Annotated in this window: 25 protein-coding genes; 8 read left to right on the top strand and 17 right to left on the bottom strand. The window is 73.6% G+C overall.

Going from position 1 to position 24,550, the window contains the following annotated elements; all coding sequences use genetic code 11:
- Nucleotides 1-21: 21 nt before the first annotated feature.
- Nucleotides 22-474 (top strand): DUF6314 family protein, encoded by a 453-nt coding sequence (locus tag IE258_RS24250; protein WP_189746725.1) that lies wholly within the window; start codon nt 22-24, stop codon nt 472-474.
- Here the strand turns inward: IE258_RS24250 and IE258_RS24245 are convergent.
- The 3 genes from IE258_RS24245 to IE258_RS24235 all read right to left on the bottom strand — a co-directional run bounded on the left by IE258_RS24245 (nt 437) and on the right by IE258_RS24235 (nt 3,065).
- Complete coding sequence (locus tag IE258_RS24245; RefSeq protein WP_189746724.1) at nt 437-1,057, bottom strand: histidine phosphatase family protein; 621 nt, start codon at nt 1,055-1,057, stop codon at nt 437-439. The two genes, IE258_RS24250 and IE258_RS24245, sit on opposite strands and share 38 nt — an antisense overlap.
- A gap of 73 nt (nt 1,058-1,130) precedes the next feature.
- Entirely contained in the window at nt 1,131-1,571 is a 441-nt protein-coding gene (locus tag IE258_RS24240; protein WP_189746722.1) for a GNAT family N-acetyltransferase, read from the bottom strand.
- 54 nt (nt 1,572-1,625) lie between these two features.
- Nucleotides 1,626-3,065 (bottom strand): aminotransferase-like domain-containing protein, encoded by a 1,440-nt coding sequence (locus IE258_RS24235; protein WP_189746720.1) that lies wholly within the window; start codon nt 3,063-3,065, stop codon nt 1,626-1,628.
- Between IE258_RS24235 and IE258_RS24230 the strand changes: the two genes are divergently transcribed.
- On the top strand, nt 3,064-3,990 hold the full coding sequence (locus IE258_RS24230; RefSeq protein WP_159325331.1) for a DMT family transporter: 927 nt from the start codon (nt 3,064-3,066) through the stop codon (nt 3,988-3,990). The genes IE258_RS24235 and IE258_RS24230 overlap by 2 nt on opposite strands.
- A 39-nt stretch (nt 3,991-4,029) precedes the next feature.
- A complete protein-coding gene (locus tag IE258_RS24225; protein WP_189746717.1) occupies nt 4,030-4,224 on the top strand; it encodes a DUF1918 domain-containing protein in 195 nt (64 codons plus the stop codon).
- Between the two features lie 24 nt (nt 4,225-4,248).
- Here IE258_RS24225 and IE258_RS24220 read toward each other — a convergent pair whose 3' ends face one another.
- Nucleotides 4,249-5,499, bottom strand: coding sequence for a glycoside hydrolase family 10-like protein (locus IE258_RS24220; RefSeq protein ID WP_189746715.1), 1,251 nt, complete (start codon nt 5,497-5,499; stop codon nt 4,249-4,251).
- A 138-nt stretch (nt 5,500-5,637) separates the two neighbouring features.
- Between IE258_RS24220 and IE258_RS24215 the strand changes: the two genes are divergently transcribed.
- On the top strand, nt 5,638-6,549 hold the full coding sequence (locus IE258_RS24215; RefSeq protein ID WP_079032931.1) for a 3-hydroxybutyryl-CoA dehydrogenase: 912 nt from the start codon (nt 5,638-5,640) through the stop codon (nt 6,547-6,549).
- On the opposite strand, the gene IE258_RS24210 is transcribed toward IE258_RS24215, so the two are convergent.
- The 9 genes from IE258_RS24210 to infC form a co-directional block, all read right to left on the bottom strand.
- Nucleotides 6,540-7,082 carry an NUDIX hydrolase gene (locus tag IE258_RS24210; protein ID WP_159325337.1) on the bottom strand — a complete coding sequence of 181 codons (543 nt, stop codon included), beginning with the start codon at nt 7,080-7,082 and terminating at the stop codon, nt 6,540-6,542. The genes IE258_RS24215 and IE258_RS24210 overlap by 10 nt on opposite strands.
- A gap of 118 nt (nt 7,083-7,200) precedes the next feature.
- Nucleotides 7,201-8,541 carry an NsdA family TPR-like regulatory protein gene (locus tag IE258_RS24205; RefSeq protein WP_189746713.1) on the bottom strand — a complete coding sequence of 447 codons (1,341 nt, stop codon included), beginning with the start codon at nt 8,539-8,541 and terminating at the stop codon, nt 7,201-7,203.
- A gap of 371 nt (nt 8,542-8,912) precedes the next feature.
- Nucleotides 8,913-11,426: a phenylalanine--tRNA ligase subunit beta gene (pheT, locus tag IE258_RS24200; protein WP_189746711.1), complete on the bottom strand. Its 2,514-nt coding sequence runs from the start codon at nt 11,424-11,426 to the stop codon at nt 8,913-8,915.
- Nucleotides 11,426-12,547: a phenylalanine--tRNA ligase subunit alpha gene (gene pheS / locus IE258_RS24195; protein WP_109033695.1), complete on the bottom strand. Its 1,122-nt coding sequence runs from the start codon at nt 12,545-12,547 to the stop codon at nt 11,426-11,428. Before pheS ends, pheT begins: the two co-directional genes overlap by 1 nt.
- A 181-nt stretch (nt 12,548-12,728) precedes the next feature.
- Nucleotides 12,729-13,868: a sensor histidine kinase gene (locus IE258_RS24190; protein WP_189746709.1), complete on the bottom strand. Its 1,140-nt coding sequence runs from the start codon at nt 13,866-13,868 to the stop codon at nt 12,729-12,731.
- A gap of 50 nt (nt 13,869-13,918) precedes the next feature.
- Nucleotides 13,919-14,767: a TrmH family RNA methyltransferase gene (locus IE258_RS24185; protein WP_189746707.1), complete on the bottom strand. Its 849-nt coding sequence runs from the start codon at nt 14,765-14,767 to the stop codon at nt 13,919-13,921.
- A gap of 180 nt (nt 14,768-14,947) precedes the next feature.
- On the bottom strand, nt 14,948-15,331 hold the full coding sequence (gene rplT / locus IE258_RS24180; protein ID WP_003977226.1) for a 50S ribosomal protein L20: 384 nt from the start codon (nt 15,329-15,331) through the stop codon (nt 14,948-14,950).
- An 88-nt stretch (nt 15,332-15,419) separates the two neighbouring features.
- The gene (gene rpmI, locus IE258_RS24175) at nt 15,420-15,614 is read right to left on the bottom strand and encodes a 50S ribosomal protein L35 (RefSeq protein ID WP_159325346.1); all 195 of its coding nucleotides are present in this window, start codon (nt 15,612-15,614) and stop codon (nt 15,420-15,422) included.
- Between the two features lie 113 nt (nt 15,615-15,727).
- Nucleotides 15,728-16,384, bottom strand: coding sequence for a translation initiation factor IF-3 (infC, locus tag IE258_RS24170; RefSeq protein WP_159325588.1), 657 nt, complete (start codon nt 16,382-16,384; stop codon nt 15,728-15,730).
- A 383-nt stretch (nt 16,385-16,767) separates the two neighbouring features.
- Here infC and IE258_RS24165 point away from each other — a divergent pair, with 383 nt between their 5' ends.
- On the top strand, nt 16,768-17,133 hold the full coding sequence (locus tag IE258_RS24165) for a DUF1844 domain-containing protein (RefSeq protein WP_159325348.1): 366 nt from the start codon (nt 16,768-16,770) through the stop codon (nt 17,131-17,133).
- Here the strand turns inward: IE258_RS24165 and IE258_RS24160 are convergent.
- Nucleotides 17,124-17,888, bottom strand: coding sequence for an SseB family protein (locus IE258_RS24160; RefSeq protein WP_189746705.1), 765 nt, complete (start codon nt 17,886-17,888; stop codon nt 17,124-17,126). The genes IE258_RS24165 and IE258_RS24160 overlap by 10 nt on opposite strands.
- A gap of 119 nt (nt 17,889-18,007) precedes the next feature.
- Here IE258_RS24160 and IE258_RS24155 point away from each other — a divergent pair, with 119 nt between their 5' ends.
- Entirely contained in the window at nt 18,008-18,976 is a 969-nt protein-coding gene (locus tag IE258_RS24155) for a serine hydrolase (RefSeq protein ID WP_189746702.1), read from the top strand.
- A 16-nt stretch (nt 18,977-18,992) separates the two neighbouring features.
- Here the strand turns inward: IE258_RS24155 and mycP are convergent, their stop codons facing one another.
- Entirely contained in the window at nt 18,993-20,174 is a 1,182-nt protein-coding gene (mycP, locus tag IE258_RS24150) for a type VII secretion-associated serine protease mycosin (protein WP_189746700.1), read from the bottom strand.
- Nucleotides 20,171-21,319: a hypothetical protein gene (locus IE258_RS41330; protein WP_229892382.1), complete on the bottom strand. Its 1,149-nt coding sequence runs from the start codon at nt 21,317-21,319 to the stop codon at nt 20,171-20,173. Before IE258_RS41330 ends, mycP begins: the two co-directional genes overlap by 4 nt.
- A gap of 28 nt (nt 21,320-21,347) precedes the next feature.
- Here IE258_RS41330 and IE258_RS24140 point away from each other — a divergent pair, with 28 nt between their 5' ends.
- Nucleotides 21,348-21,593, top strand: a complete 246-nt coding sequence (locus IE258_RS24140) for a hypothetical protein (RefSeq protein ID WP_189746698.1) — start codon at nt 21,348-21,350, stop codon at nt 21,591-21,593.
- 698 nt (nt 21,594-22,291) lie between these two features.
- Nucleotides 22,292-23,500, top strand: coding sequence for an amino acid deaminase/aldolase (locus IE258_RS24135; protein WP_189746696.1), 1,209 nt, complete (start codon nt 22,292-22,294; stop codon nt 23,498-23,500).
- Between the two features lie 31 nt (nt 23,501-23,531).
- Here IE258_RS24135 and IE258_RS24130 read toward each other — a convergent pair whose 3' ends face one another.
- Nucleotides 23,532-24,545: a DUF2510 domain-containing protein gene (locus IE258_RS24130; protein WP_189747011.1), complete on the bottom strand. Its 1,014-nt coding sequence runs from the start codon at nt 24,543-24,545 to the stop codon at nt 23,532-23,534.
- Nucleotides 24,546-24,550 lie beyond the last annotated feature (5 nt).

Here is a 24,550-nt window from a genome sequence, read left to right as displayed (position 1 = left end):
GAGCGGGAAGGGCGAGTGGAAATGGGCGAGTTGTGGCCGGTGCCCGACGTGCTGGCGTACCTCGCGGGGCGTTGGCGCACCGAACGGTCGGTGCGGGATCTGGCGAGCGGCCTGGAGGGCCGCTTCGAAGGGGTCACGTCCTACGACAGGCTCGACGACGGCGGGCTGATCAGCCGGGAGTCGGGCGGCTTCACCTGGCAGGGAGCGACCCGGCCCGCCGAGCGGACACTGCGCTACGAGCCGGGGAGTGGGCCCGGCCGCGCCGACGTGCGGTTCGCGGACGGCCGGCCCTTCCACGCACTGGACCTGACCACGGGACACCACGTGGCCGACCACCCGTGCGCCGCCGACCTCTACCGGGGCGAGTTCACCGTCCGGGGCCCGGACCGCTGGCGGACCGTGTGGCGGGTGGGCGGCCCGGCCAAGGACCTGCTGCTCACAACGGATTACCTTCGCGAAACACCGGAGGCGTAGCCCCCTGGTCCGGCGCACCGTCGAAACGGAGGCTCCACCGGCCCGCACGGCCCGTCACGGTGGTCGTCGACAGCGGGCGGACGTCCAGGTTCCAGTACGTTCCGGGCGGCGCCTTCAGCGCGTAGACGAGCGCGGCCCGGATCACGGAGGGCTCGGCCACGGCGACGATCCGGTCGCCGTCCTCGCCGGGGCGGGTGTCGAGCCAGCCGCCGACCCGGGTGATGAAGCCCAGCAGCGACTCCCCGCCGTGCGGCGCCGACCGGGGGTCGGCCAGCCAGGCGTCCACCGCCCCCGGCTCACGGGCCATGGCCTCGCCGAGCGTCAGACCGCGCCACCGACCCATGTCACAGTCGCGCAGGGCGAGCTGGGCCAGCGGGGCGCAGCCGAGGGCGTCGCCGGTGGCGCGGCTGCGGGGAGTGGGCGAGCAGTAGCGCAACTCGGCCGCCGCCAGCGGCAGCAGGTCGCCCGCGGCGCGCAGCACCTCGTCCCAGCCGGCCCGGTCCAGCGGCCGGTCGTCGTCGAAGCGCTCCGCGAGCAGCGGTGAGCTGCGCGCAGCCGCGACGAACGTGACCCGAAGCGCCATGCGGTGATGGTGGAGCGCCGAGGTGTCCAGGTCAAGGGGTGTTACCTGTGGGTCACCCAGGGTGTGCCACGGCTCACCGACCGAAGGCGAAGGCCATCCACTGCTCCGGCCGGTCCAGCGCGGTGAACCCGAGTTTCTCGTACACCCCGTGCGCGTCGTGCGTCGCCAGCAGGATGCGTCGCAGCCCGTGGGGCGCCAGGTACTCGCGGACGGCCGCGACCAGCGCCGTGCCGAGGCCCTTGGCCCGCACCGACGGGTCGACGTACACGTCGCACAGCCACGCGAAGGTGGCCAGGTCCGTGACCACCCGGGCGTAGGCGACCTGCTCGCCGGAGACCACGTCGTACACGCCGAAGTTGAGCGAGCCCTCGACGGCCCGGTCCTGCTTCTCGCGGGTCCGCCCCAGGGCCCAGTACGCGTCGGTGGACAGCCAGCGGTGGACGCGTCCGGCGTCGATGCGGTGCGGGTCCGTGGAGATCTCGTAGCCCTCGGGAAGCCTCGGTGTGTCGGTCATGCCGGGATGCTCGCAGGGCCGGTGAGAGCCCGTCGACCGGATATCGGGCCCGGGTCAGCCGCCCCACGCCTGCGGGCAGGCGGTGCGCAGGCGCCGTACCCCCTCCGTGATCTCCCCGACGTTCGCGACCGCCGCGAAGCTCAGCCGGAAGTGGGCGGCCGGGGGTTCGGCGCTGAAGTACGGCCGGCCCGGGGTGATCGCGACGCCCGCGCGCAGGGCGGCGGAGGTCAGGGCGCTCTCGTCGGCGCCCTCCGGCAGGCGGGGCCACAGGTGGTAGCCGCCGGAGGGGATGTGGGCCAGGGAGATCGCGGGGAGTTGCAGCCGCAGCGCGGACGTCATGGCGTCCCGGCGGGCCTTCAACTCGGCCGACACCGCGCGCAGATGGCGCGGCCAGGCGGGCGACCCGACCAGTTCCAGCGCCGCCTCCTGGAGCGGCCGGGGCACGAAGAAGGTGTCGACGATCTGGATGGCGCGCAGGCGTTCGAGGACCGGCCCGTGGGCGGCCAGGGCGCTCACCCGGAAGCTGGGCGAGGTCGCCTTGGTCAGCGAGCAGACGTGGACGACGACGCCGTCCGGGTCGTCGGCGGCGAGCGGGGCGGGCAGCGGGCCCGCGTCCTCGTGCACGAGGCGGCGCACGAAGTCGTCCTCCACCACGAAGGCACCGGCGGCCCGCGCGATGCGCAGCACCTCTCCGCGCCGCTCGGGGGCGAGCACGGCGCCGGTGGGGTTCTGGAAGAGGGGCTGGCAGACGAAGACGCGGGCGCCGGTGGCACGGAAGGCGTCGGCGAGCAGGGCGGGCCGTACGCCGTCGGCGTCCACGGGAACCGGCACCGGTCGCAGCCCGGCCGCCCGCGCGATGGCCAGCATGCCGGGGTAGGTCGGGGACTCGACGAGTACGGGGGTGCCGGGCGGGGCGAGTGCGCGCAGGGCGGTGGCCAGCGCGGACTGGCCGCCCGCGGTGATCAGCACCTCGGCCGCCGTGATGGCGCCGCCGATGCCCCGCGCGAACCACTCCCGCAGCTCCGGCAAGCCTTCCATCGGCGGCCGCCCCCAGGCGCCGGGCCGCCGCCCGGCCCTCGCCAGCGCCGCCGCCATGGCGCGCTCCGGCTGCAACGACGGGTGCAGGTAGCCGCCGTTGAACTCAACGACACCCGGGGGCGGGGCGGCCAGTGAGACGAGGACCCCGGAGGCGTCCACCGAGCGCGGTACGACGTCGGCGGCCCCGTCGGCGCTGAGCGCGACCTCCTGCCAGGAGGTGTCCCCGGCGGGCACGGCCGCGGGGCGTGGCCGGGCCCGGAAGGCGCCGGCGCCGGGCCGGGTGACGACCAGCCCCTCGGCGGCCAGCTGGGCCAGGGCGCGGGAGACCGTCACGGGGCTCACCCGGAACCGGCCGACGAGGGCCCGGCTGGACGGGAGCTTTCCGCCGGGTGAGTAGCACTCCAGCTCCCGCCGCAACACGGTCACCAGGTCAGCGACGCTGCTACGCTCTTGCATGAGAGCACAGAGTAGCGCTACCGCATCGCCTCGGATAGCAGTCGGCGCCGCGAACGCGACGACCGGCGGCGCCTCCTTCGGTACCGTCCAGGCCGCCCTGGGTGTCGTCGCCTTCTCCCTCACCTTCCCGGCCACCGCCTGGGGCCTGGAGGGCTTCGGCCCCTGGTCCCTGATCGCCGTGCGCAGCATCCTGGCCGCCGCGGTCGCCGGGGTCTGTCTGCTGGCACTGAGGGTGGCACCGCCCGAGCGGCGGCACTGGCTGGGCCTCGCGGTGGTGGGCGCCGGGGTGGTGCTGGGCTTCCCGCTGCTGACCACGCTCGCCCTGCAGACCTCGACCACCGCGCACGCCGCCGTCGTGGTGGGCCTGCTCCCGCTGACCACCGCGCTGCTGTCCGCGCTGCGCGTCGGCACCCGCCCCTCGCGCACCTTCTGGTTCGCGGCCCTGGCGGGTGCGGCGGCGGTGATCGCCTTCACGGTGCAGCAGAGCGGCGGCGCGCTGACCTCGGCGGACGCCTATCTCTTCGCGGCGCTGCTGGTGTGCGCGGCGGGTTACACGGAGGGCGGCCGGCTGGCCCGGGAGATGCCGGGCTGGCAGGTCATCGGCTGGGCGCTGGTGCTGTGCCTGCCGCTGACGGTGCCCATGGCGGCGGTGGCGCTGTCGTACGAGCCGGTGCACCTGACGGCGCACAGTGTGACCGGGCTGCTGTGGGTGGCGATCGGGTCGCAGTTCCTCGGTCTGGTCGTCTGGTACCGGGGCATGGCGGCTATCGGCATTCCGAAGGCCAGCCAGTTGCAGCTGGCCCAGCCGCTGCTCACACTGGTGTGGTCGGTACTTCTCCTGGGCGAGCACCTGCCGGTGGCCGCTCCGCTGACGGCCGCGGCCGTACTGGTGTGCATCGCGGTGACCCAGCGGGCCCGGGGGTAGGGCCCCGCCCGGCGGCACACAGGTGAGGAGGCCTCACGGATGCATGCAATCAAGGGCGACCGGTTGGTCCAGCACGGCCGGGTGGTCGGTGAGCACGACAAGGTCGCGGAGATCGTCGAAGTCATGGGCCAGGAAGGCGGCCCCCCGTACCGGGTCCGGTTCGAGGACGGGCACGAGGCGGTGTGCTCGCCCGGCCCCGACTCGGAGATCCGGCACAGGGAGGTCCAGCTCTAGTCGGCCGAGCCGCTCGGCGGCGGCTCAGCGCGGGGCGGCGGCCGGCTGCGTGTAGTGGTCGGCGGCCAGCCGCGCCATCGCGCCGCCGCGGTCGTCGGCGACGTCCTTCGCCGAGAAGTAGACGTGCCCGCGGACCTCCGGGTACCGCGCCGCCAGCGTCAGGTGGCGGGAGAGTTCGGCCGGGTCCTGCCAGGCGGCGGGCTGCGCCGGGTCGCCGGACTTGTACAGCGCCTCGCCCACGTACAGCTGGGTGCGGCTTCCCCGGGCCACCTCGGCCCACCAGGGCAGCAGCTTCGCGTAGTCGGCGCCGTCCATGCCGATGTTCCAGTACAGCTGCGGCACCACGTAGTCGATCCAGCCCTCGCGCACCCACTTGCGGGTGTCCGCGTACAGGTCGTCGTACGTCTGGACGCCCGCCCGGGTGTCGGAGCCGCGCTCGTCGGTGGCGGCGTTGCGCCACACACCGAAGGGGCTGACACCGAAGCGGGCGGCCGGGCGGACCTCCTTGACGCGCTGGGCGGTTTCGCGCACCAGCCGGTCGATGTTGTCGCGGCGCCAGTCGGCCTTCGTCGCGAAGCCGGTGCCGAAGGTGGTGAAGGTGCCGCCGTCGGCGAAGCTCTGGCCCGCCACCGGATAGGGGTAGAAGTAGTCGTCGAAGTGGACGCCGTCCACCGCGTACTTCGCCACCGCGTCCATGATGGCGTCCTGTACGAAGGCCCGGACGTCGGGCAGCCCGGGGTTGTAGTACAGCTGCCCGCCGTACGGCACCACCCACGCGGGGTTCTTCCGCGCGGGGTGGGAGGAGACGAGGCGGGCCGGGTCGTCGTGGGTGGCGACGCGGTACGGGTTGAACCAGGCGTGCAGGTGCAGGCCGCGGGCGTGGGCCTCCGTCACGGCCGTGCCCAGCGGGTCCCAGCCCGGGTCGCGGCCCTGGCTGCCGGACAGGTACTGCGACCACGGCTCGTGTGCCGAGGGCCACAGCGCGTCGGCCGTCGGCCGCACCTGGAGGATCACCGTGTTCAGGCGGTGCCGCACCGCGTTGTCGAGGTGTTCGATCAGTTCCGCGCGCTGCTCGGCGGCGCGCAGCCCGGCGCGGGTGGGCCAGTCGCGGTTGGCCACGGTGGCCAGCCACATCCCCCGCATCCCGGCGGCGGCGCTGCGCGGGGGCGCCGGCTTCGCGGGCCCCGGGGTCGCGGACGCCCCGGACGCTCCGGGCACCGCCGTGAACGCCGACAACGCCGCCACCGTGAAGGCACGGCGCGAGACACCGCCCATGGGAAGACCTCCTGAACGCTGCGGATCCGCATGGTCACGGATCGTGTACGGGGCCTCAGCATGCCCGACCCGGGAGACGGATCCGTGACCATTCGGGGGTAACGTGCTCGATCGGAGCAGACACCCGGGGACCCCGGCATGCCTGCTGCCAGCCGTGGAGTCAGCGAAAGGGACGATGTGACCGGCATCTCGGGAGATATCGCACGCGTCGGCGTGGTGGGCTGCGGTCAGATGGGGGCGGGCATCGCCGAGGTGTGCGCCCGCTCGGGTCTGGAGGTGATGGTCGCCGAGACCACCGGCGAGGCTCTGGAGATCGGCCGCACCCGGCTGTACAACTCGCTGACCAAGGCGGCCGAGCGCGGCAAGATCACCGAGGAGGAGCGGGACGCGACGCAGGCGCGCCTGAGCTTCACCACCGACCTCGGCGAGTTCGCCGACCGTGATCTGGTGATCGAGGCCGTCGTCGAGAACGAGCAGGTCAAGACCGAGATCTTCCAGGTGCTCGATCAGGTCGTGACCCGGCCGGACGCGATCCTGGCCTCCAACACCTCCTCGATCCCGCTGGTGAAGCTGGCGGTCGCCACCTCGCGGCCCGACCACGTGATCGGCATCCACTTCTTCAACCCGGCCCCGGTGCAGCAGCTCGTCGAGCTGATCCCGGCGCTCACCACCTCCGAGGGCACGCTCAGCCGGGCCCAGCTGTTCACCGAGAAGGTGCTCGGCAAGCACGCGATCCGCGCCCAGGACCGCTCCGGCTTCGTGGTCAACGCGCTGCTGATCCCGTACCTGCTCTCCGCGATCCGGATGTTCGAGTCGGGCATCGCCAGCCGCGAGGACATCGACAACGGCATGGAGATGGGCTGCGCCCACCCGATGGGTCCGCTGAAGCTGGCCGACCTGATCGGCCTGGACACGGTCGCCTCGGTGGCGTACTCGATGTACGAGGAGTACAAGGAACCGCTGTACGCCGCTCCCCCGCTGCTCCAGCGCATGGTCGACGCTGGCCGCCTCGGCCGCAAGAGCGGCTCGGGCTTCTACGCCTACGGCTGATCGCGCCCGAGCCTGTGGTGGTGCAGCAGGAGTAACGCGGCCGCCATGTTGGCGGCCGGGACCTCCCCGCGGGCGACGAGGTCGGGGACGAGCTTGAGGGGGACCCATTCCCGCCGCTCCGACTCGAAGTCGTCCACGGGGTGTCCGACGTACGTGCCCTCCTCGGCCCAGTAGACGTGGTGCCGGGCGTCGGTGAGGCCGTTGGAGGGCTCCACGCTCATCAGGTGGTGCAGCGGTCCGGGCCGCCAGCCGGTCTCCTCCTCCAGTTCCCTGGCCGCCGCCACCGGCACGTCCTCGCCGTCCTCGACGACGCCGGCCGCGAGTTCCCAGCCCCAGCTGTCGGTGATGAAACGGTGCCGCCACAGCAGGAGGACCTCGTCGGCCTCGTTCACGACCGTGGCCACGGCCACGGGGCGCATCCGTATCAGGAAGTGGTCGAGGTGCCGGCCGTCCGGTAGGGCGACATCGGCGAGATGGACGCTGAACCACCGATTCGAGTACACATTTTGTTCGCTCTCTTTCGTCCACTGCACGGTTCTGCCACCTTTCTTTGAGTAGGTGGCAATATCGCAGCAGCGGCGTCCCGGCAGCAGGCGTACGACGGCCGCTCACGGCGCAGGGGCGGGCGCGGGGTCCGCGCAGTCGGGCCGTCTACAGCGGTACGCGCAGCGCCCCGTCGATGAGTTCGGCCGCCTCGGCCGTGCCCGCGCACCCGTTGCTCACCAGGTGCTCGCGCACCGCGCGCAGTCGGTCGCGCAGCCGCTGGGACTCCATGCCCCGGGCCTGCTCGGCCATCCGCACGGCGGTGGCGACCGCCTTGTCGGCGTTGCCCTGGCGCAGCTCGATGGTGCTGAGCATGGCGAGCCGGTGCACGCGCCCCCGGTCGTGCGCCGGGGTGTCGACGGCCGCCGCCGCGTGCTCCCCGGCCGCCGCGAGTTCGCCGAGGCTCAGCAGCGCCTCCGCCACCTGGACGTTGACCAGTCCGGGCTGGACGTAGCCGGTCTCGTCGGGCTCGTACCCGCGCCGGATGCGCTCGGCGGCCCGCTCGGCCCGGCGGATGCAGGCCAGCGCGCCGCTGGCGTCGCCCAGGTGCGCGTACGCCTTCGCCTGCATCGCGTACAGGTCGGAGGCGAGCGCCGGGGTGATGTGCCGTCCGGCGGCGCGCAGCGCGGCCTCGGCGAAGGCGACGGCCTGCCGGAACTCCCGCAGGAACAGCGCCTGGTTGACCAGCAGCGCGATGACGTAGGCGCCGAGCCCCCGGTCGCCGCTGGCCTTGGCGAGCCGCAGCGCCTGGTGGAAGTAGCGCTGGGCGAGGCCGTGCGCGTCGGAGTCGTACGCGCAGATCCCGGCCACCGCGACCAGGCCCCCGGTGGCCCGGTGCAGCTGTCGTCCGGTGGCGTCGGTGTAGCCGCCGCGCAGCAGTGGCGCGGCCTCGGAGTTGAGGAAGCCGACGATGCGGGCGCGGGTCGCGATGCCGCCGGCCTTGCGGTACATCTGCTCGTAGTGCGTGCGGGCGCAGCGCACCATCTCCAGGTCGGCCGTGGTGACCCGGTGCCGCCCGCCGCGGGAGACGTCCGTGTCCTCGGGCGGGTTCTCCCACTCCCACACGGGGATCACGGCGGGTGTGCCGGTGAGCGCGGGGGCGCCGAGGATGTGCGGGCGCTGCTGCTGGTCGGAGCGCCACAGGGCGGTGGCCCGCTCCACGAACCCGGACAGTGAACCGGTGTGCGGGGCGGCCGGTTCGCCGGGGACACCGAGGCCGATGTCGTCGAGGGTGACCGGCCGGTGCAGCCGGGACGCGAGGACCTCGCAGATCAGGTCGGGCACCTGGCCGCGCGGCCGCTGCCCCTTCAACCACCGTGCGACGGCGGTGTGTTCGTACCTCAGTGCGAGCCCGCGTGCCCGCCCCGCCTGGTTGACGTGCGCGGCCAGCCCCGCGTGCGAGATCCCGGCCTCGTCGAGGATCGCGTCGAGCAGGGTGTTGGGCTGCATGGTGCCCCCCGGTGGATCGGTGCCGACAGCGTAGTGCGTCGGTCTTCACACGGGGTGTGAACGGAGTACGCGCATCCGCAGCGTGTGCGCGCTGTCGCGGAGAGTTCCGACCCGGTTGACTGAAGGGCCTCGAAAGAGGCCGGCCGGGCCGCCGGCTCCCCCTCGTACAGTGCGGCGGCCCGTATCCACGCCGTCCGCCCAGCTGCCTGCCCGACACTCCGTGGCGGGGCGGACGGCTCCGCCGGCCGGAGAGGCGGTCAAACGCCGTTCAGGTGATGCCCAAGGGGCGCGGGGAACTGCGCGACCAGCCACTGACTACCCGCAGGCCGCCGACCGGCAGCAACCCCACGCCCCTTGGGAGAACCGAACCGCTAACTGCGCAGCACCGCTCCGACCCGCTCGCCCGCGAGGGCAACCGCGGCATCGCGGGCAGCCGACGCCTCGTCGACCGTCAGCGTCCGGTCCCCCGCGCGGAAGCGCAACGCGTACGCCAGCGACTTGCGCCCCTCACCGAGCTGCTCCGCGTTGTCGTACACGTCGAACAGCCGGATGGACTCCAGCAGTTCGCCCGCGCCCTCGCGCAGCGCCGCCTCGACCTCCGACGCCGGCACGAACTCCTCGACGACCAGGGCGACGTCCTGCGTCGCGACCGGGAACGTGGAGATGCCCGGCGCCTGCGGGGTGTCGTCGCCGACCCGCTCCACCGCGTCGAGGTCCAGCTCCATCGCACTGGTGCGCGCGGGCAGGCCGAGCGTCTTCAGGACACGCGGGTGCAGCTCACCCGCGTGTCCGACGAGGCGGTCCTCGCCGTCCACGGTGACGAACAGCTCGGCGCAGCGGCCCGGGTGCCACGGTCCGTACTGGCCCTTGCGGACGCCCAGCTCGGCGCCGGCCTCGCGGGCGACGGTCCGGGCGGACTCGACCGCGTCGGCCCAGTCGGCCGGACGGCCCTTGCCCCACCAGCCGGCCTGCTCACGGGCGCCGGCCAGGACCACGGCGACGTGCCGGGGCTGGTCGGGCAGCGCGGCGTCCAGCGCGGCGAGGTCGTCCTCGCTGGGGCGCCGGTCGACGGGCAGGTTCGCGGCGACGCGCCGCTCGTCGCGCGGGTGGAAGACCAGGCCCGTCTCGAAGAGCGCCAGGTCGTGCGCGCCCCGGCCGTCGTTGCGCCGCAGCGCCGCGAGCAGGCCGGGCAGCAGCGAGGTCCGCAGCGCTGGCTCCTCGTCGCTGAGCGGGTTGACCAGCTTGACGACGCGGCGGGCCGGGTCGTCGGCGTCGAGGCCGAGCTGGTCGAAGACCTGCTCGCCCACGAACGGGTAGTTCAGCGCCTCGACGTAACCGGCACCGGCCAGGGCCCGCCCGACGCGGCGGTGCAGCCGCTGCCGGGAGGTGAGGCCGCGGCCCGCCGGGGGCCGGGGCAGCGTGGAGGGCAGGTTCTCGTAGCCCTCCAGGCGGATGACCTCTTCGGCCAGGTCGTTGATGTCATCGAGGTCGGGCCGCCAGGACGGCACGGTGACGATCAGCTCGTCCTGGCCGTAGACGTCGCAGCCCACCTCCTGGAGGCGGCGCACGACGGTCTCGCGGCCGTAGGCCACGCCCGCGACCTTGTCCGGGTGGTCGGCCGGGACGCTGATGGTGTGCGGTGCGGACGGGGCGCTGATCTCCGTGACCCCGGCCTCGGCGGTGCCGCCCGCGAGCAGCACGAGAAGGTCGACGGTGCGCTGCGCGGCAGCGGCGGCGGCCTGCGGGTCGACGCCGCGCTCGAAACGGCGGGACGCCTCGGAGGACAGCTTGTGCCGGCGGGCGGTGCGCGCGATGGACACCTGGTCGAAGTGGGCGGCCTCGATGACCACGTCACTCGTCGCGTTCTCGGTGTCGCCGTGGTCCGCGATCTCCGTGTTGGCGCCGCCCATGACACCGGCGAGGCCGATCGGGCCGCGGTCGTCGGTGATGACCAGGTCCTCGGCGTGCAGCTTCCGCTCGACACCGTCGAGGGTGACGATCTTCTCGCCCTCCTGGGCCCGGCGAACGCCGATGGTGCCCTGGACCAGTCCGCGGTCGTAGGCGTGCAGGGGCTGGCCCAGCTCCATCATCACGTAGTTCGTGACGTCGACGGCCAGCGAGATCGGGCGCATGCCGACCTTCTGGAGCCGACGCTGGAGCCAGATCGGGGAGCGGGCCTCGGCGTCGAGGCCGGTCACGGTGCGCGCGGTGAAGCGGTCGCAGCCGGTCGGGTCGGCGATCTTCACCGGGTAGCCGTAGGCGTTCGGGCCGGGCACGTCGAGCAGGGCCGGGTCGCGCAGCGGCAGGCCGTAGGCGATGGCGGCCTCACGGGCGACGCCGCGGATGGACAGGCAGTCGCCGCGGTTGGCGGTGACGGCGATGTCCAGCACCTCGTCGACCAGCTCCAGCAGCTCGATGGCGTCCTTGCCGACCTCGGTCTCCGGCGGCAGCACGATGATGCCGTGGGTGCCGTCGTCGCCCATGCCCAGCTCGTCGCTGGAGCAGATCATGCCGTGGGACGTCTTGCCGTAGGTCTTGCGGGCGGAGATCGAGAATCCGCCGGGCAGGGTGGCGCCGGGCAGGACCACGACGACCTTGTCGCCGACCGCGAAGTTCCGGGCGCCGCAGACGATCTCCTGCGGCTCACCGGTGCCGTTGGCCTGGCCGACGTTCACCGTGCAGAAGCGGATCGGCTTCTTGAAGCCCTCCAGCTCCTCGATGGTCAGCACCTGGCCGACGACGAGGGGGCCCTTGAGGTCGGCGCCCAGGTGCTCGACGGTCTCGACCTCGAGGCCGGCCGAAATCAGCTTGGCCTGCACGTCGCGGCCGGTCTCGGTGGCCGGCAGGTCGACGTACTCCCGCAGCCAGGAAAGCGGGACCCGCATCAGATCTCCATCCCGAACGGCCGGGTGAACCGGACGTCACCCTCGACCATGTCTCGCATGTCCTCGACGTTGTGGCGGAACATCAGCATCCGCTCGATGCCGAACCCGAAGGCGAAGCCGCTGTACTTCTCCGGGTCGATACCGCAGGCGGTGAGCACCCGCGGGTTGACCATGCCGCAGCCGCCCAGCTCGATCCAGCCCTCGCTGGAGCAGGTGCGGCAGGGCCGGTCGGGGTTGCCGACGGAGGCGCCCTTGCAGACGTAGCAGAGCATGTCCATCTCGGCGGACGGCTCGGTGAAGGGGAAGAAGTTCGGCCGCAGCCGGGTCTTCATCTCCGCGCCGAACAGCGACTGGACCATGTGGTCCAGGGTGCCCTTGAGGTCCGCCATGGTCAGGCCCTCGTCGACGGCGAGCAGCTCGACCTGGTGGAAGACGGGGGTGTGCGTGGCGTCCAGCTCGTCGGTGCGGTACACCCGGCCGGGGCAGATCACGTAGACCGGCAGCTCGCGGGAGAGCGCCGAGCGGATCTGCACGGGCGAGGTGTGGGTGCGCAGCACGACGCCGGACTCGGCGCCGCCCTCCGGGCCCTGCACGAAGAAGGTGTCGGCCTCACCGCGGGCCGGGTGGTCCGGGCCGATGTTGAGGGCGTCGAAGTTGAACCACTCGGCCTCGGCCTCGGGGCCCTCGGCGACCTCGTAGCCCATGGCGACGAAGATGTCCTCGATGCGCTCGGAGAGCGTGGTGAGCGGGTGGCGGGCGCCGGCCGGTACGCGGTCGTGGGGCAGCGTGACGTCCACGGCCTCCTCGACCAGGACGCGCGCGTCGCGCTCGGCCTCCAGCTCCTCCTGGCGGGCGGCCAGCGCCTTGTTCACCGCGCCGCGGGCCATGCCGACGCGCTTGCCGGCCTCGGCCTTGGCCTGCGGGGGCAGGGCGCCGATCTCGCGGTTGGCCAGCGACAGCGGGGAGGTGCCGCCGGTGTGGGCGACCTTGGCCTCCTGGAGCGCGTCGAGGGAGTCCGCGGCGGCGAAGGCGGCGAGCGCCTCGTCCCGCATGCGCTCGATCTCTTCCGGTTTCAACGCCTCGACCTCGACTGGGTCGTACGACTTATTCGGTGCCGACATCTCTTCCCGTGCTTCCGATTGGCTGGCTGGGACGCCCCGTCTACGGTCCTCGGACGCGGCGGAGACGCTTCGTCTGCGCTTCGTCTGCGGATCTGGACGCAAAGGTGCCAAAGACCGAGTCTAACGGGGCTGTGGATCGCTGATTGCGCCCGTGGGGGTCGTCGGTCGCCTCGGTCGTCTCTCAGGTGAGGTAGGCCGGTGCCGCCACGGGCAACGTAAATCGGAACTCGGCGCCGCCGCCGGGGGCGCGGCCGACCGTGATGGTGCCGCCGTGGGCCTCGACGATGCCCTTGACGATGTACAGCCCGAGGCCGGTGCCACCGCGTTTGCTGCCCCGCCAGAAGCGGGTGAAGACGCGGTTCATGGATTCCTCCGGGATGCCCGCCCCCTCGTCGCTCACCGTGACCGACGTGCCGGTGTCCTCCCCTTCGCGGGGGGACGCCGTGGGCGTGACGTCAATGGTGACGGTTCCCTCGCCGTGCCGCACGGCATTTTCCAGCAGGTTGCTCAGCACCTGGTCGACCTTGTCGGGGTCCGCCCACAGGTCGGGCAGCGGCTGCGCGAGGCGGAGCAGGAATCGGTCGGCCTCCAGACCGGAGGCGACGTACGCCTGGATGTGCCGGCCGACGGCGGCGCCGATGTCGACGGGCTGGCGGCGCACCTCCAGGCGGCCGGAGTCGATCCGGGAGATGTCGAGCAGCTCGGCGATGAGCCGGGTGACGCGGTCGGCGTCGGCGTCGACGGTCTCCAGCATCAGCCGCTTCTGGTCGTCGGTGAACCTCTCCCACTTGGCCAGCAGGGTGGCCGTGAAGCCCTTGACGGAGGTGAGCGGGGAGCGCAGCTCGTGGGCGACGGTGGCGATCAGCTCGGCGTGGCTGCGCTCGGTGCGGCGGCGGGCCTCGGTGTCGCGCAGGGTGACGACGACGCGGTGGACGGGGCCGAGGCGTTCGGTGCGGACATAGCGGGCGGTGACCAGGACCTCCCGTCCGCCGGGGAGCAGCAGGTTGCGCTCGGGCTGCCGGACCCGGATGGCGAGGCCGCCGTAGGGGTCGGTGAGCTGCCACCAGCGGCGGCCCTCCAGGTCCTCCAGCGGCAGGGCGCTCTCCAGGGGCTGCCCGAGGGCCTCGGCGGCGGGGGTGGCGGTGATCCGGACGGCGGCGGCGTTGAAGCAGACCACCCGGCCGTGCTCGTCGGCGACGACCAGGCCGTCGGGCAGCTGGTCCGGGTCGAGGCCGAGGTCGGCGGGATCGCCGGACGTGCGGGGCGCGGGCGGGCGCGGCACCCGGCGTGCTCCCGGTGCGCTGCTCGTGCCGACGCTCATCCCCGTACCCCACCTCTCAACCGCGCAGGGGCCTTGAGCTGGTCACCCTACTAGCTCTCGGTGACGGAGCGGCACCCTCCGGCGGCACGCTGTGCACGCGCCGACGCGTAGAGACATACGGCGGCGGCGGTCGCGAGGTTCAGACTCTCCGCCTTCCCGTGGATCGGGACGCGCAGGACGGCGTCGGTGAGGGCGCGGGTCTCCTCCGGGAGCCCCCATGCCTCGTTGCCGAACACCCAGGCGGTGGGCCCGCCCATGGTGCCCGCGTCCAGCTCGGTGTCGAGGTCGTCCTCGCCCGCGCCGTCGGCGGCCAGCACCCGTACCCCGGCGTCCCGCAGCCCGGCGACGGCCCGCTCGACGGGGACGCCGACGGCGACCGGAAGGTGGAAGAGGGAGCCGACGGAGGCGCGTACGGCCTTGGGGTTGTACAGGTCGACGGAAGCGTCGGTGAGCACCACCGCCTCGGCCCCGGCGGCGTCGGCGCAGCGCAGCACGGTCCCGGCGTTGCCGGGGTCCCTCACGTGCGCGAGGACGGCGACCAGCTTGGGCCGGGCGGCGAGGATCTCCTCGAAGGGCGTGTCCAGGAACCGGCAGACCCCGACGAGACCCTGCGGGGTGACGGTGGTGGAGATGTCCTCGATCACCGAGTCGGCGGCGAGGTGCACCCGGGCACCGACGTCACGCGCGGCCCCGACGATGTCGGCGTACCGCTCCGCGGCCTCCACGGTCGCGAACAGCTCGACCAGCGTCTCCCCGTACCCCGCGGCCTCCCGCACGGCCTGCGGCCCCTCGGCCAGAAACAGCCGCTCCTTCCCCCGGAAGTTCCGCTTCCCAAGCCGCCGCGCGGCGGCGACACGGGGGGACCGGGGGGAGATCAGCTCGGGGCTGACAGGACGCACTCTTGCTCACCTTCACATCTGAATCGTCGTGGACTGCAACGCGCCCCAAAGGGGCGCGGGGAACTGCGCGACCAGCCACAACGCACCCGCAGCAGACAACGAACCCAACGACGGCAACCGAAGGGACCCGCAGGCTCCAGCCTGCGGGTCCCTTCAACTACGGCTCAAGCCAGCGCAGCGTCACGCCGCCTTCGGCGCGTTCACATCGCTCGGCAGCGCCTTCTGCGCGACCTCGACGAGCGCGGCGAACGCGTTCGGGTCGTTGACGGCCAGCTCGGCGAGAATCTTGCGGTCGACCTCGACGTTGGCGGCCTTCAGGCCCTGGATGAAGCGGTTGTACGTGATGCCGTTGGCGCGGGCAGCGGCGTTGATGCGCTGGATCCACAGCTGGCGGAAGTCACCCTTGCGCTTCTTGCGGTCGTTGTAGTTGTAGACCAGCGAGTGGGTGACCTGCTCCTTGGCCTTGCGGTACAGGCGCGAACGCTGACCGCGGTAGCCGGAGGCCTGCTCGAGGATCGCCCGGCGCTTCTTGTGGGCGTTGACTGCCCGCTTGACGCGTGCCACTTGTTAACTCCTTGTAGCTGGGTCACTCGGTGACCCGAGAACGGCTTGGTCCCGGTTATCAGCTGCGCCCTGCACGGCAGGGTGCGCGCTACTTTCCGAGAAGCTTCTTGGCCTTGGCGGCGTCGCCCGGCGCCAGCTCGACGGTGCCGGCCAGGCGGCGGGTCAGCGTCGAGGACTTGTGCTCGAGGTAGTGGCGACGGTTGGCACGCTGGCGCAGAATCTTGCCCGAACCGGTCACCCGGAACCGCTTCTTGGCACCACTGTGCGTCTTGTTCTTCGGCATAGTGCCGTTCTCTCCTCGTCGGTGGCGCTCCGGTGCCCGGTCGTGAAACCGGGCACGGTGTGGAGCGTCGCTCTTGTATCGGTTGTGTCCTGGGGACTGGCGGTCCCCCGGGGTCACGCTTCGGCGGGTGCCTCGGCCGGGGCCTCGGCTTCCGCGACGTCGTCGGCCTCCGCGGCGTTCTGCGACTTGCCGGGGTTGGCCTTCGCGTCCGCCTTGCGCGCTTCCTGCGCCTGACGGGCCTCGGCCATCGCCTCGGTCTTCTTCTTGTGCGGACCGAGAACCATGATCATGTTTCGGCCGTCCTGCTTCGGGTTCGACTCCACGAAGCCGAGATCCTGGACGTCCTCCGCGAGACGCTGCAGCAGTCGGTAACCGAGCTCCGGCCGGGACTGCTCGCGACCACGGAACATGATCGTGATCTTGACCTTGTCGCCCTGCTTGAGGAACCGGACGACGTGACCCTTCTTGGTGTCATAGTCGTGCGGGTCGATCTTCGGCCGGAGCTTCATCTCCTTGATGACCGTGTGCGCCTGGTTCTTGCGCGCCTCACGGGCCTTCATGGCCGACTCGTACTTGAACTTCCCGTAGTCCATGAGCTTGCACACGGGCGGACGGGCGTTCGCCGCGACCTCGACGAGGTCGAGATCGTACTCCTGCGCAAGCTCCAGGGCCTTGGCAAGCGGGACAATCCCGACCTGCTCGCCGCTGGGACCGACAAGTCGCACCTCGGGAACGCGAATCCGGTCGTTGATGCGGGGCTCGGCGCTGATGGATCCTCCTCGGTAGCACCACGCGACGGTCTGGCGGACAGCCGCGTAACGTCTGTGTTCGTTAGACCTAACCGCGCCGGCGCACAAAAAATGCCCCGGACGATCACAGGCGGGGCTCCTCGAACTGCTACCGGAGCACCGCCGCGATGACCGCGGGGCGCGACTTCGGGCTGGTCATCGCCGTGGGACGAGACCGCCTGACCGGTGACCCGCCGTCCGCAGGACGGCCAGGTGGGAGTTCGAAACCTCCACTTGTGGGCCGGATCCGCTGCCGTGGGCGTGCGTGTCCGGCCGGTCGTTACACAAGGTTAGCAGCTCGGCGGGGGAAGGGCTAACCGAGTCCGCGTGGGGCCCGCGCCCCCGCTGCGCCTATCGTGTGCGACATGAGTGAGACCCCTCCTGAATCCGCGGCGAATCCCGACTTCGACGCCATGACCCGCGACATCGCCGAGGTTCCGGCGGTCGAGGTGATCGTGACGGTCGCCGTCAACCTGATGAGCGCCGCCGCCGTGAAGCTGGGCCTGACCGAGGAGGGCGACGCGCACAAGGACCTGGACGAGGCCCGCAAGCTGGTGCACGCGCTGGCCGGTCTGCTGGACGCGACGGCGACCGAGATCAGCTCGTTCCACGCGGCGCCGCTGCGCGACGGTCTGAAGTCGCTCCAGCTGGCCTTCCGCGAGGCCTCACTGGTCCCGGACGAGCCGGGCCAGGGTCCGGGCGAGAAGTACACGGGCGCGGTCTACGGCTGACCGCCGCCCGCTGACCCGGAGAGCCGTCCCCGCACGTACAAGGGCTCGCCCGGCGGCGTTGCTTCGGCCGGCAGCAGTGCCAGGTCGAGGCCGCGCACCAGGCGGGCCCTCAGCGTGTCGTCGGCCGCCAGCCGCTCGGCGACGGCACGGGCGGCCTTCGCCGCGTCGGCGGCCGGGTCCAGGACCAGCGCCAGCGTGCCGTCGGCCCGGCCCGGACCGAGGTGGGCGCGGAGCACGGTGGGCTCGTCGGCCAGGGCGGCGCGCACGGCCCCGGCCACGGCAGGGTCCGCGAGCGGGTCGGTCGTCGTACGTCCCTCGGCCAGCGCCAGCAGCACCGCTCCGGTCAGCTCGAACGGCACCGGGCCCGCCAGGTCCAGTACGACGGTGTCCGCCTTCTCGTGCGCGGCGGCCTCCAGTGCCTGGTGCACGGGTACGGCGACGGGACGGGCCGCGGGATCCCAGCGGGCGAGCGACTCCGTGGAGGTGAAGGCGGGCAGCGCGGTGCGGTCGCCGGCCTTCAGGGTCGGTACGGCCATGTCGCTGGTCTTCTCCCGGCGCAGCCCGTTCTCGTCCTCCTCCACCTCACCGAGGACGGCGACGACCGGCACGAGCAGCCGGGCGCCCTTGAGTGCCTCGAGGACCGGGCCCACGGCGGCGCGGTCCTCGGCCCAGGCGGCGAGCGCGGCGCTCAGCCGGGGGTCGGCGGAGCCGTCGTCGTCGGCGAAGGCGGAATCGGGGATGTTCTTGTCGGCCACGGTCCCCGACCCTATCGGGGTGCGCGTTCGGCGCTCCTCACCAGCCTCTCAGGGATCTCTGACCGGGATTTAACCTCCGCCAAACGATCGGCACAGCAAGCGCCTGGACGATCGCCGCCATGGCATCCTCCAGAGCCCGGCGGGCGCGGCGGACCCGGCGGCGGCGTGCCCGGGTGTGGTCCGCCCTGATCGCGTTCGCCGTCGTCGGCGCCACGGCCACCGGCGCGGTGTACTGGCAGGGCCACGCACGCCCGGGCGCGGGCGGCGCCGTATCGTCGTCGGCCTCGGCACCCTCGGGCGGGGAGGCATCGGTGGAGACGGTCGAACCGGTCGAACCGGGGGTCGACGGCGACGCGCGGCTGGCCGCCGCCATGGCGTCGGTGCCGGTGGCGGACGGCGCCGAGGTGTCGGTGGCCGTGCTGGACCCGGACTCGGGTGAGGGCGCCTCGTACGGCACCGGCGCCTTCGACACGGCGAGCATCGTCAAGGTCGACATCCTGGCGGCGCTGCTGCTGCAGGCACAGGACGTGGGGCGCTCCCTCACTGCTTCGGAGAAGTCGTACGCCACCACGATGATCGAGAACAGCGACAACGACTCGGCGTCGGCGCTGTGGCGGGCGATCGGGACGGCCGAGGGGCTCGACGCCGCGAACGAACGCTTCGGGCTGACCGACACCGAGGGCGGCCAGGGCCCGCTGTGGGGCCTGACCCAGACGACCGCCGCCGACCAGGTCACGCTGCTGCGGCAGGTGTTCGTGGCGGACGGCTCGGTGCTGAGCGAGGGCTCACGCGCGTACGTGCGGGGACTGATGGAGCACATCGCCGACGGTCAGGGGTGGGGTGTGTCGGCGGCGGCCGACGCGGCCGCGGGGACGGACGGTTCGGCGTGGGCGCTGAAGAACGGCTGGCTGCGGCGCAGCACCACCGGCCTGTGGGTCGTCAACAGCGTCGGGCGGGTGGCGAGCGGTGGCCGCGGCTACCTGCTGGCGGTGGTGTCCCGGGGCAGCGGCACGCAGGCGGAGGGGATCTCGCTGACCGAGGCGGCGGCACGGGCGGCGGTGTCCGTGCTCGCGGACGACACCCCCTAGGGGCCCCTCCGGGCGCTCAGATGTCTTCGTGGCGTTCGCGGCGCCCGCGCCACAGGACCACCGCCGCGACCACCAGGACGCCGCCCGCGCTGCCCGCCAGCGGGGCGGCCCAGGCGGAGGTGTCGTCGTCGGAGGCGGGGGCGTCCGGTCCCGGGCCGAAGTACTTCTCGCCGTACGCCGCCGCCTTCAGCCCCTCCGGCTTCAGCCGTCCGGCCGCCTCGATGGCGGCGGCCGGGTCGACGAAACCGAAGCCGCGGGAGTCGTCGCGGCCCTCGGCCGGGGCGTTGCGGGCGGTGTCCTCCAGGACGGACTTGACCTGGGCCGGGGTCAGGTCCGGGTGGGCCGCCTTCACCAGGGCGGCGGCCCCGGAGACGAAGGCGGAGGCGGCGCTGGTGCCCCAGCCCTCGTAGTAGCGGTGGTCGGGGTCGGCGATGATCACGTCGACGCCTGGGGCGCTGACCGTGGCGTACCAGCGGCGGGTGGAGAAGGAGGCGCGGGTGCCGTAGCGGTCGACGGCGGTCGCGGCGATGACGCCCGGGTAGGCGGCCGGGTAGGAGATGTGGTCGCCCTTCTCGCCGCCGTTTCCGGCCGAGGCGACGACGATCACGCCCTTCTTCAGGGCGTACTGGATGGCCTCGTCCTCCGCCGGTTCGGGGTGGGCGGAGGCGGAGTCGTCGCCGAGGGAGAGGTTGATGATGTCGGCGCCGTGGTCGGCGGCCCAGCGGATGCCCTCGGCCAGCGCGTTGCCGCGGGTCTTGCGGGCCTTGGCGCGGGAGGGGTCGCCGTCCTCCAGGATCACCCGCAGGGGGAGGATCCTGGCCTCCGGGGCGATGCCCATGACGCCTTCGGTGTTGCCGGTGCCGTGTCCGTGGCCGGCGATGATCCCGGCCATGGCGGTGCCGTGCCGGGCCCAGGAGCGGTCGCCCTCGCTCGCGCCGAAGCCGACCAGGTCCTTGCCGGTGAGGACGTTGCCGACCAGGTCGGGGTGGTCGGCCTCGACACCGGTGTCCAGGACGGCGACGGTGACGCCCGCGCCCTTGGTGGTGCGCCACGCCTGCTGGGTGTGCATGGCGTCCAGGGCCCACTGCTGGGCGCGGATGCCGTCGGCGTGCGCGGCGGGGGCCGGGGCGAGGACGAGGGCGGCGGCCAGGAAGAGGCTCAGGGCGCCGGTCCTGCGGCGGAGGTCCGCGGGGGTCACGACGGGTGCTCCGTGGGCGTGCCGATGTTCTTGCGCAGGGCACGTTCGACGCGGTCGGCGAGGCCCTTCGCCTCGTGGCCGAGACCGGCCTGCGCGGGCGCCGACGCGGCGCCGGACTCGATGGCCTCCTCGGCGGGTTCGGGGTCGTCGACGGTGCGGCCGTCGGCCCACCCGGACACGGCGTAGACGACGACCGGGGCGTCGGTGAGGACGGAGACGGTCCAGGAGGCCCGCTGCGGTGCGCCGAAGCCCGCGGCGACGGTGTCCTTCGCGGCGTACGGCAGGGGCATGAGGTCCTCCCGGCGGCCCAGGCCCTGCTTCTCGAACCGGTCCGCCAGCGCCGTCATGGCGGCGGCGTCGGCCTTGGTGAAGAGCAGGCCGACGGTGGTGACGTGGCTCTGGGTGGCGTCGGTGTAGGTGGCGCGCAGCAGGCGCGAGCACCCGACCGGGTCGAGCGCCTTGGCGAGGAGCCGGTCGAAGGCGCCGGCGCAGTCGCCGTCCGGGGCGACGGCGACCCGCGTCCAGGTGCGGTCGGCTCCGCCGGGCCCGGCGCCCTTGCCCAGGAGGGTGGGCGGGAACAGCTGGTCGACAGGCACGCTGTGCCACAGGTCCCCGGCCTCGGTGTACGCACTGCGCGCGCCGTCGTCCCCGGAGTCCCCGGCGAGCCAGCTGCCGGTGACGGCGCCGGTGAGGAGACCCACCCCGAGCACGAGGCAGACGGCGGCGGCGACCGCCTGCGGCCGCGGACGGCCGCCGAGCGGACGCGGCCGGGCCAGTCCGTCGTACCCCTCGGGCTCCCCGAAGGAGACCAGGGGCCGGGGGTCGTGCGGGGTGCTCCAGGAGAGGGCCGGGTCGGGGGTGCGGGGGGCGGCGGGGCCGGCTGGCGGGACGGCCGCCCGGGGCGCTGGAACGTCCGTTCCGGCCGCCGTCTCCGCTTCCGGCGCCGCCGGGATCGGGCGCAGGCGCGCGGTCGTCTCCGTCGGGGTCTGTGCGGGAGCACCGGGACGCCGGAACGGCACCTGCGCCGCGCCGCCGCGCAGGGCGTCCCGGCCGACGGTCGGGGCGGCGTCGGGGAACCGGGCGGAGGGGCTGGGCGGCGGGGCGGCGGCACTGGACGCCGGCGCAGCGGCACCCGACGGCGGCACGGAGGCACTGGACGGCGGGGCGGCAAGGTTGGACAGCGGCGCAGCACCCCTGGGCGGCAAAGCGGAGCCACTGGGCGGCGGCACAGCGGCACCCGACGGCGGCACGGAGGCACTGGACGGCGGGGCGGCAACGTCGGGCAGCGGCGCAGCACCGCTGGGCGGCAAAGCGGAGGCACTGGGCGGCAGGGCGACCGCGCTCGGCGGCGGCACCGAGGCGCTCGGCGGCGGCGCACCGTCGGCGGACCGGGAGTCGCCGAGCCGGAAGCGCGGGTAGCGGGTCCGGGCACCGGGACCCGTGGCGTCCCCCTCCCGGCCGTCGTCCGGGGCCGTGGACGTGCCCCCACGGCCGTCACGGCCCGCCGTGGGTGCGGCTGCGCCGGCCTCACCGGTACGCCGCGGCGCCCCTCCCGGCTCCGTGGCCTCGCCGCGCTCCCCCGCCGGCGCCTGCGCCGGGCGGGGAGGAACACCGGGACGGGGCGGGGTCCCCGGGCGCGGCGGCGCCGACGGCCCGGCAGCGGCGTCCGGTCGGGGCGTCTCGTTCGTGCCCGGCGCGGATGCGGGAGGCGGTCCGGGGTCCGTGCGCGGCGGCGCCTCGGGGCGGGGCGGGGTCTGTGGGCGGGGCGGTGCTGCGGGATGCGGGGGAAGGGAGGCGCGGCGCGCTTCCGTGCTCATGCACCCCCCGTTTCCTCGGGCCCGGCCCGTTTCTCCGACACGGGCGGGAGACGGTGGTCCTGACCGCGGTCTCCTGCCCGGCCCGGCGCGGAACCGATCCGTCCCGGGCACGCATACCCGCTCGGGGGGACCGCCATCCCGGCGCGGGCTCCTGGGCCCTGCCGCCGGGGCCGGGCCCGCCGTGCGTGCGCGTCACTCTACGGCGTGACCCCGCCGGAGGGGGAACCAGTCCGCACGCCCGTGGCATTGGCCCGGATCGTCCCCCTACCCTGCGGTAATCCTGTCTGGCAGGCTTCCGTCATGACCGGACGCGCCGCCGACCGGGCCCGCTACGACCGGGCCACCGCCCATCTGGACGCCCCCGTGGCGATCGTGGACCTGGATGCCTTCGACGCCAACGCGGACGACCTGGTCCGCCGGGCCGGCGGGAAGCCGATCCGGGTCGCCAGCAAGTCCGTACGCTGTCGTGCGCTGCTGGAACGGGTCCTGGCCAGGGACGGTTTCGCGGGCGTCATGTCGTTCACGCTGGCCGAGTCCCTGTGGCTGGCGCGCTCCGGTTTCGAGGACGTGCTGCTCGCCTATCCGTCGGCGGACCGTGTCGGGTACGCCGAGCTGACCGCGGATCCCAAGCTCGCCTCCGCCGTGACGGTGATGGTCGACGACGTGGCGCAGCTGGACCTGGTGGACGCGGCACGCGACGGCGACGGCGGGCGGGAAATCGTGCGGGTGTGCCTGGAGTTGGACACTTCGCTGAGGTTGCTCGGGGGCCGGGTGCGGGTCGGCGCCCGGCGCTCGCCGCTGCACTCCCCCGCCGAGGTCGCCGACCTGGCCCGCGCGGTGGCCCGCCGCCCGGGGTTCGAGGTCGTCGGCATCATGGCGTACGAGGGGCATGTCGCCGGGGTCGGCGACGCGGTGGCGGGACGTCCGTTCCGGTCGCGTGCCGTACGGCTGATGCAGGCCGCCGCCCGCCGGGAGCTCGCCGAGCGGCGGGCGGCCGTGGTGCGGGCGGTCCGGGCCGTGGTGTCCGGCCTGGAGTTCGTCAACGGCGGCGGTACGGGCAGCGTGCAGCACACCGCCGCCGAGGACGCGGTGACGGAGATCGCGGCCGGGTCGGGGCTGTACGTGCCGCGGCTGTTCGACAACTACACGTCGTTCAGCGGTCGTCCGGCGGCGCTGTTCGCCCAGCCCGTCGTGCGGCGGCCGGGCGTCGGGGTCGTGACCGTGCTCGGCGGCGGGTACCCGGCCTCCGGCGCGCCCGGCGCCGACCGGCTGCCGGTGCCGTATCTACCCGAGGGGCTGCGCTACGACCCCCAGGAGGGGCCCGGCGAGGTGCAGACGCCGCTGCTGGGCTCGCCCGCCGACGACCTGCTCATCGGCGACAAGGTGTGGTTTCGGCACGCCAAGGCCGGGGAGCTGTGCGAGCGGTTCGACGCGCTGCACCTGGTGGCAGGGGACGCGGTGACGGCGACGGTGCCGACGTACCGGGGCGAGGGGCACACCTTCCTGTAGCGGGGAGCCCTCCGGCGGGTCGGTGTCGGTGTCAGTCCGTCGGGCCGATGCCGCTGCCCACGCCGCCACCGGTGTCCGCGTCGCCGATGGGCCGGATGCCCTTGGTGATGGTGTCCATGTCGGCCAGCGGCGGCCCGTCCTCGCCGGCGTCGAAGACGTAGCGGACGAGGATCGGGGACTCGGTGCCGACGGTGGAGGGGAACACCATCGACTGCACGTAGCCGCCGGGCCCCTTGGCCGTCTTCACCCGCCAGCGCACGTAGTACCCGGCGCGTCCGGCGACCGCGACGGGGCCGGACGCCATCTCCTCGTGGGACTCGATGCCGCCGAAGGGCTTGTTGCCGATCAGGTCGCGGTCGTAGGCGTCGTCGGCCGCGTCCTCGATGTCCTGCTGGGCCAGGACCTTCGGGGAGGACTCGGCGTTCGCCGTGACGGTGCGGGAGACGACGAGGCCGTGCCGGCAGACGCTGCCGTCGGCAGGGCAGTCGTAGGTGCCGTCGGTGGTCATCATGACGTCGTCCTCGGCGACGTACTTGGGCCGGACCCAGCCGTCCGGCAGCGGAAAGGTGACGCCGTTGAGCTGGTCCTCGACCAGGGCCGGGTCGTCGGCGGAGGGTGCGGAGGCGGTGGGCGAGGGGGACGGCGGGTCGCTGACCGGCGCGGGGTCGGTCGCGGTCGCCGTGACGGGCGGGGGCTGCGTCCGCGGGCTGCCGCCGTCGTCCTCGCCCAGGACGAACACGCCGGTGACGATCGCGGCGACGAGCACGGCCGCGGCGGCGATGAGGGCGACGGCCTTGCCGCGTCCGCCGCCGCCCGGTCCGCCCGGTGCTCCGCCGGAGGACAGGGGCACGGTCGCCGCCTGGCCGGGCTGCACCGGCTGGTACATCGGCGTCGGCGGCTGCCCCGTCTGCGGGGCCTGGCCCACCGCCGGCCCGTACCCGACGGGCTCGGGAGCGCGGCGGTGCTCCGTCCAGGCCGTGCCGTCCCACCACCGTTCCTGGTGCGGGGCCGACGGGTCGCGGTACCAGCCGGGCGGCGGCGTCATGCTCA

The organism is Streptomyces tendae (assembly GCF_014650435.1).
Classification (GTDB): domain Bacteria; phylum Actinomycetota; class Actinomycetes; order Streptomycetales; family Streptomycetaceae; genus Streptomyces; species Streptomyces tendae.
The sequence above is the reverse complement of the archived record's forward strand: the minus strand, read 5'-3'. Positions and strand labels throughout refer to the sequence as shown.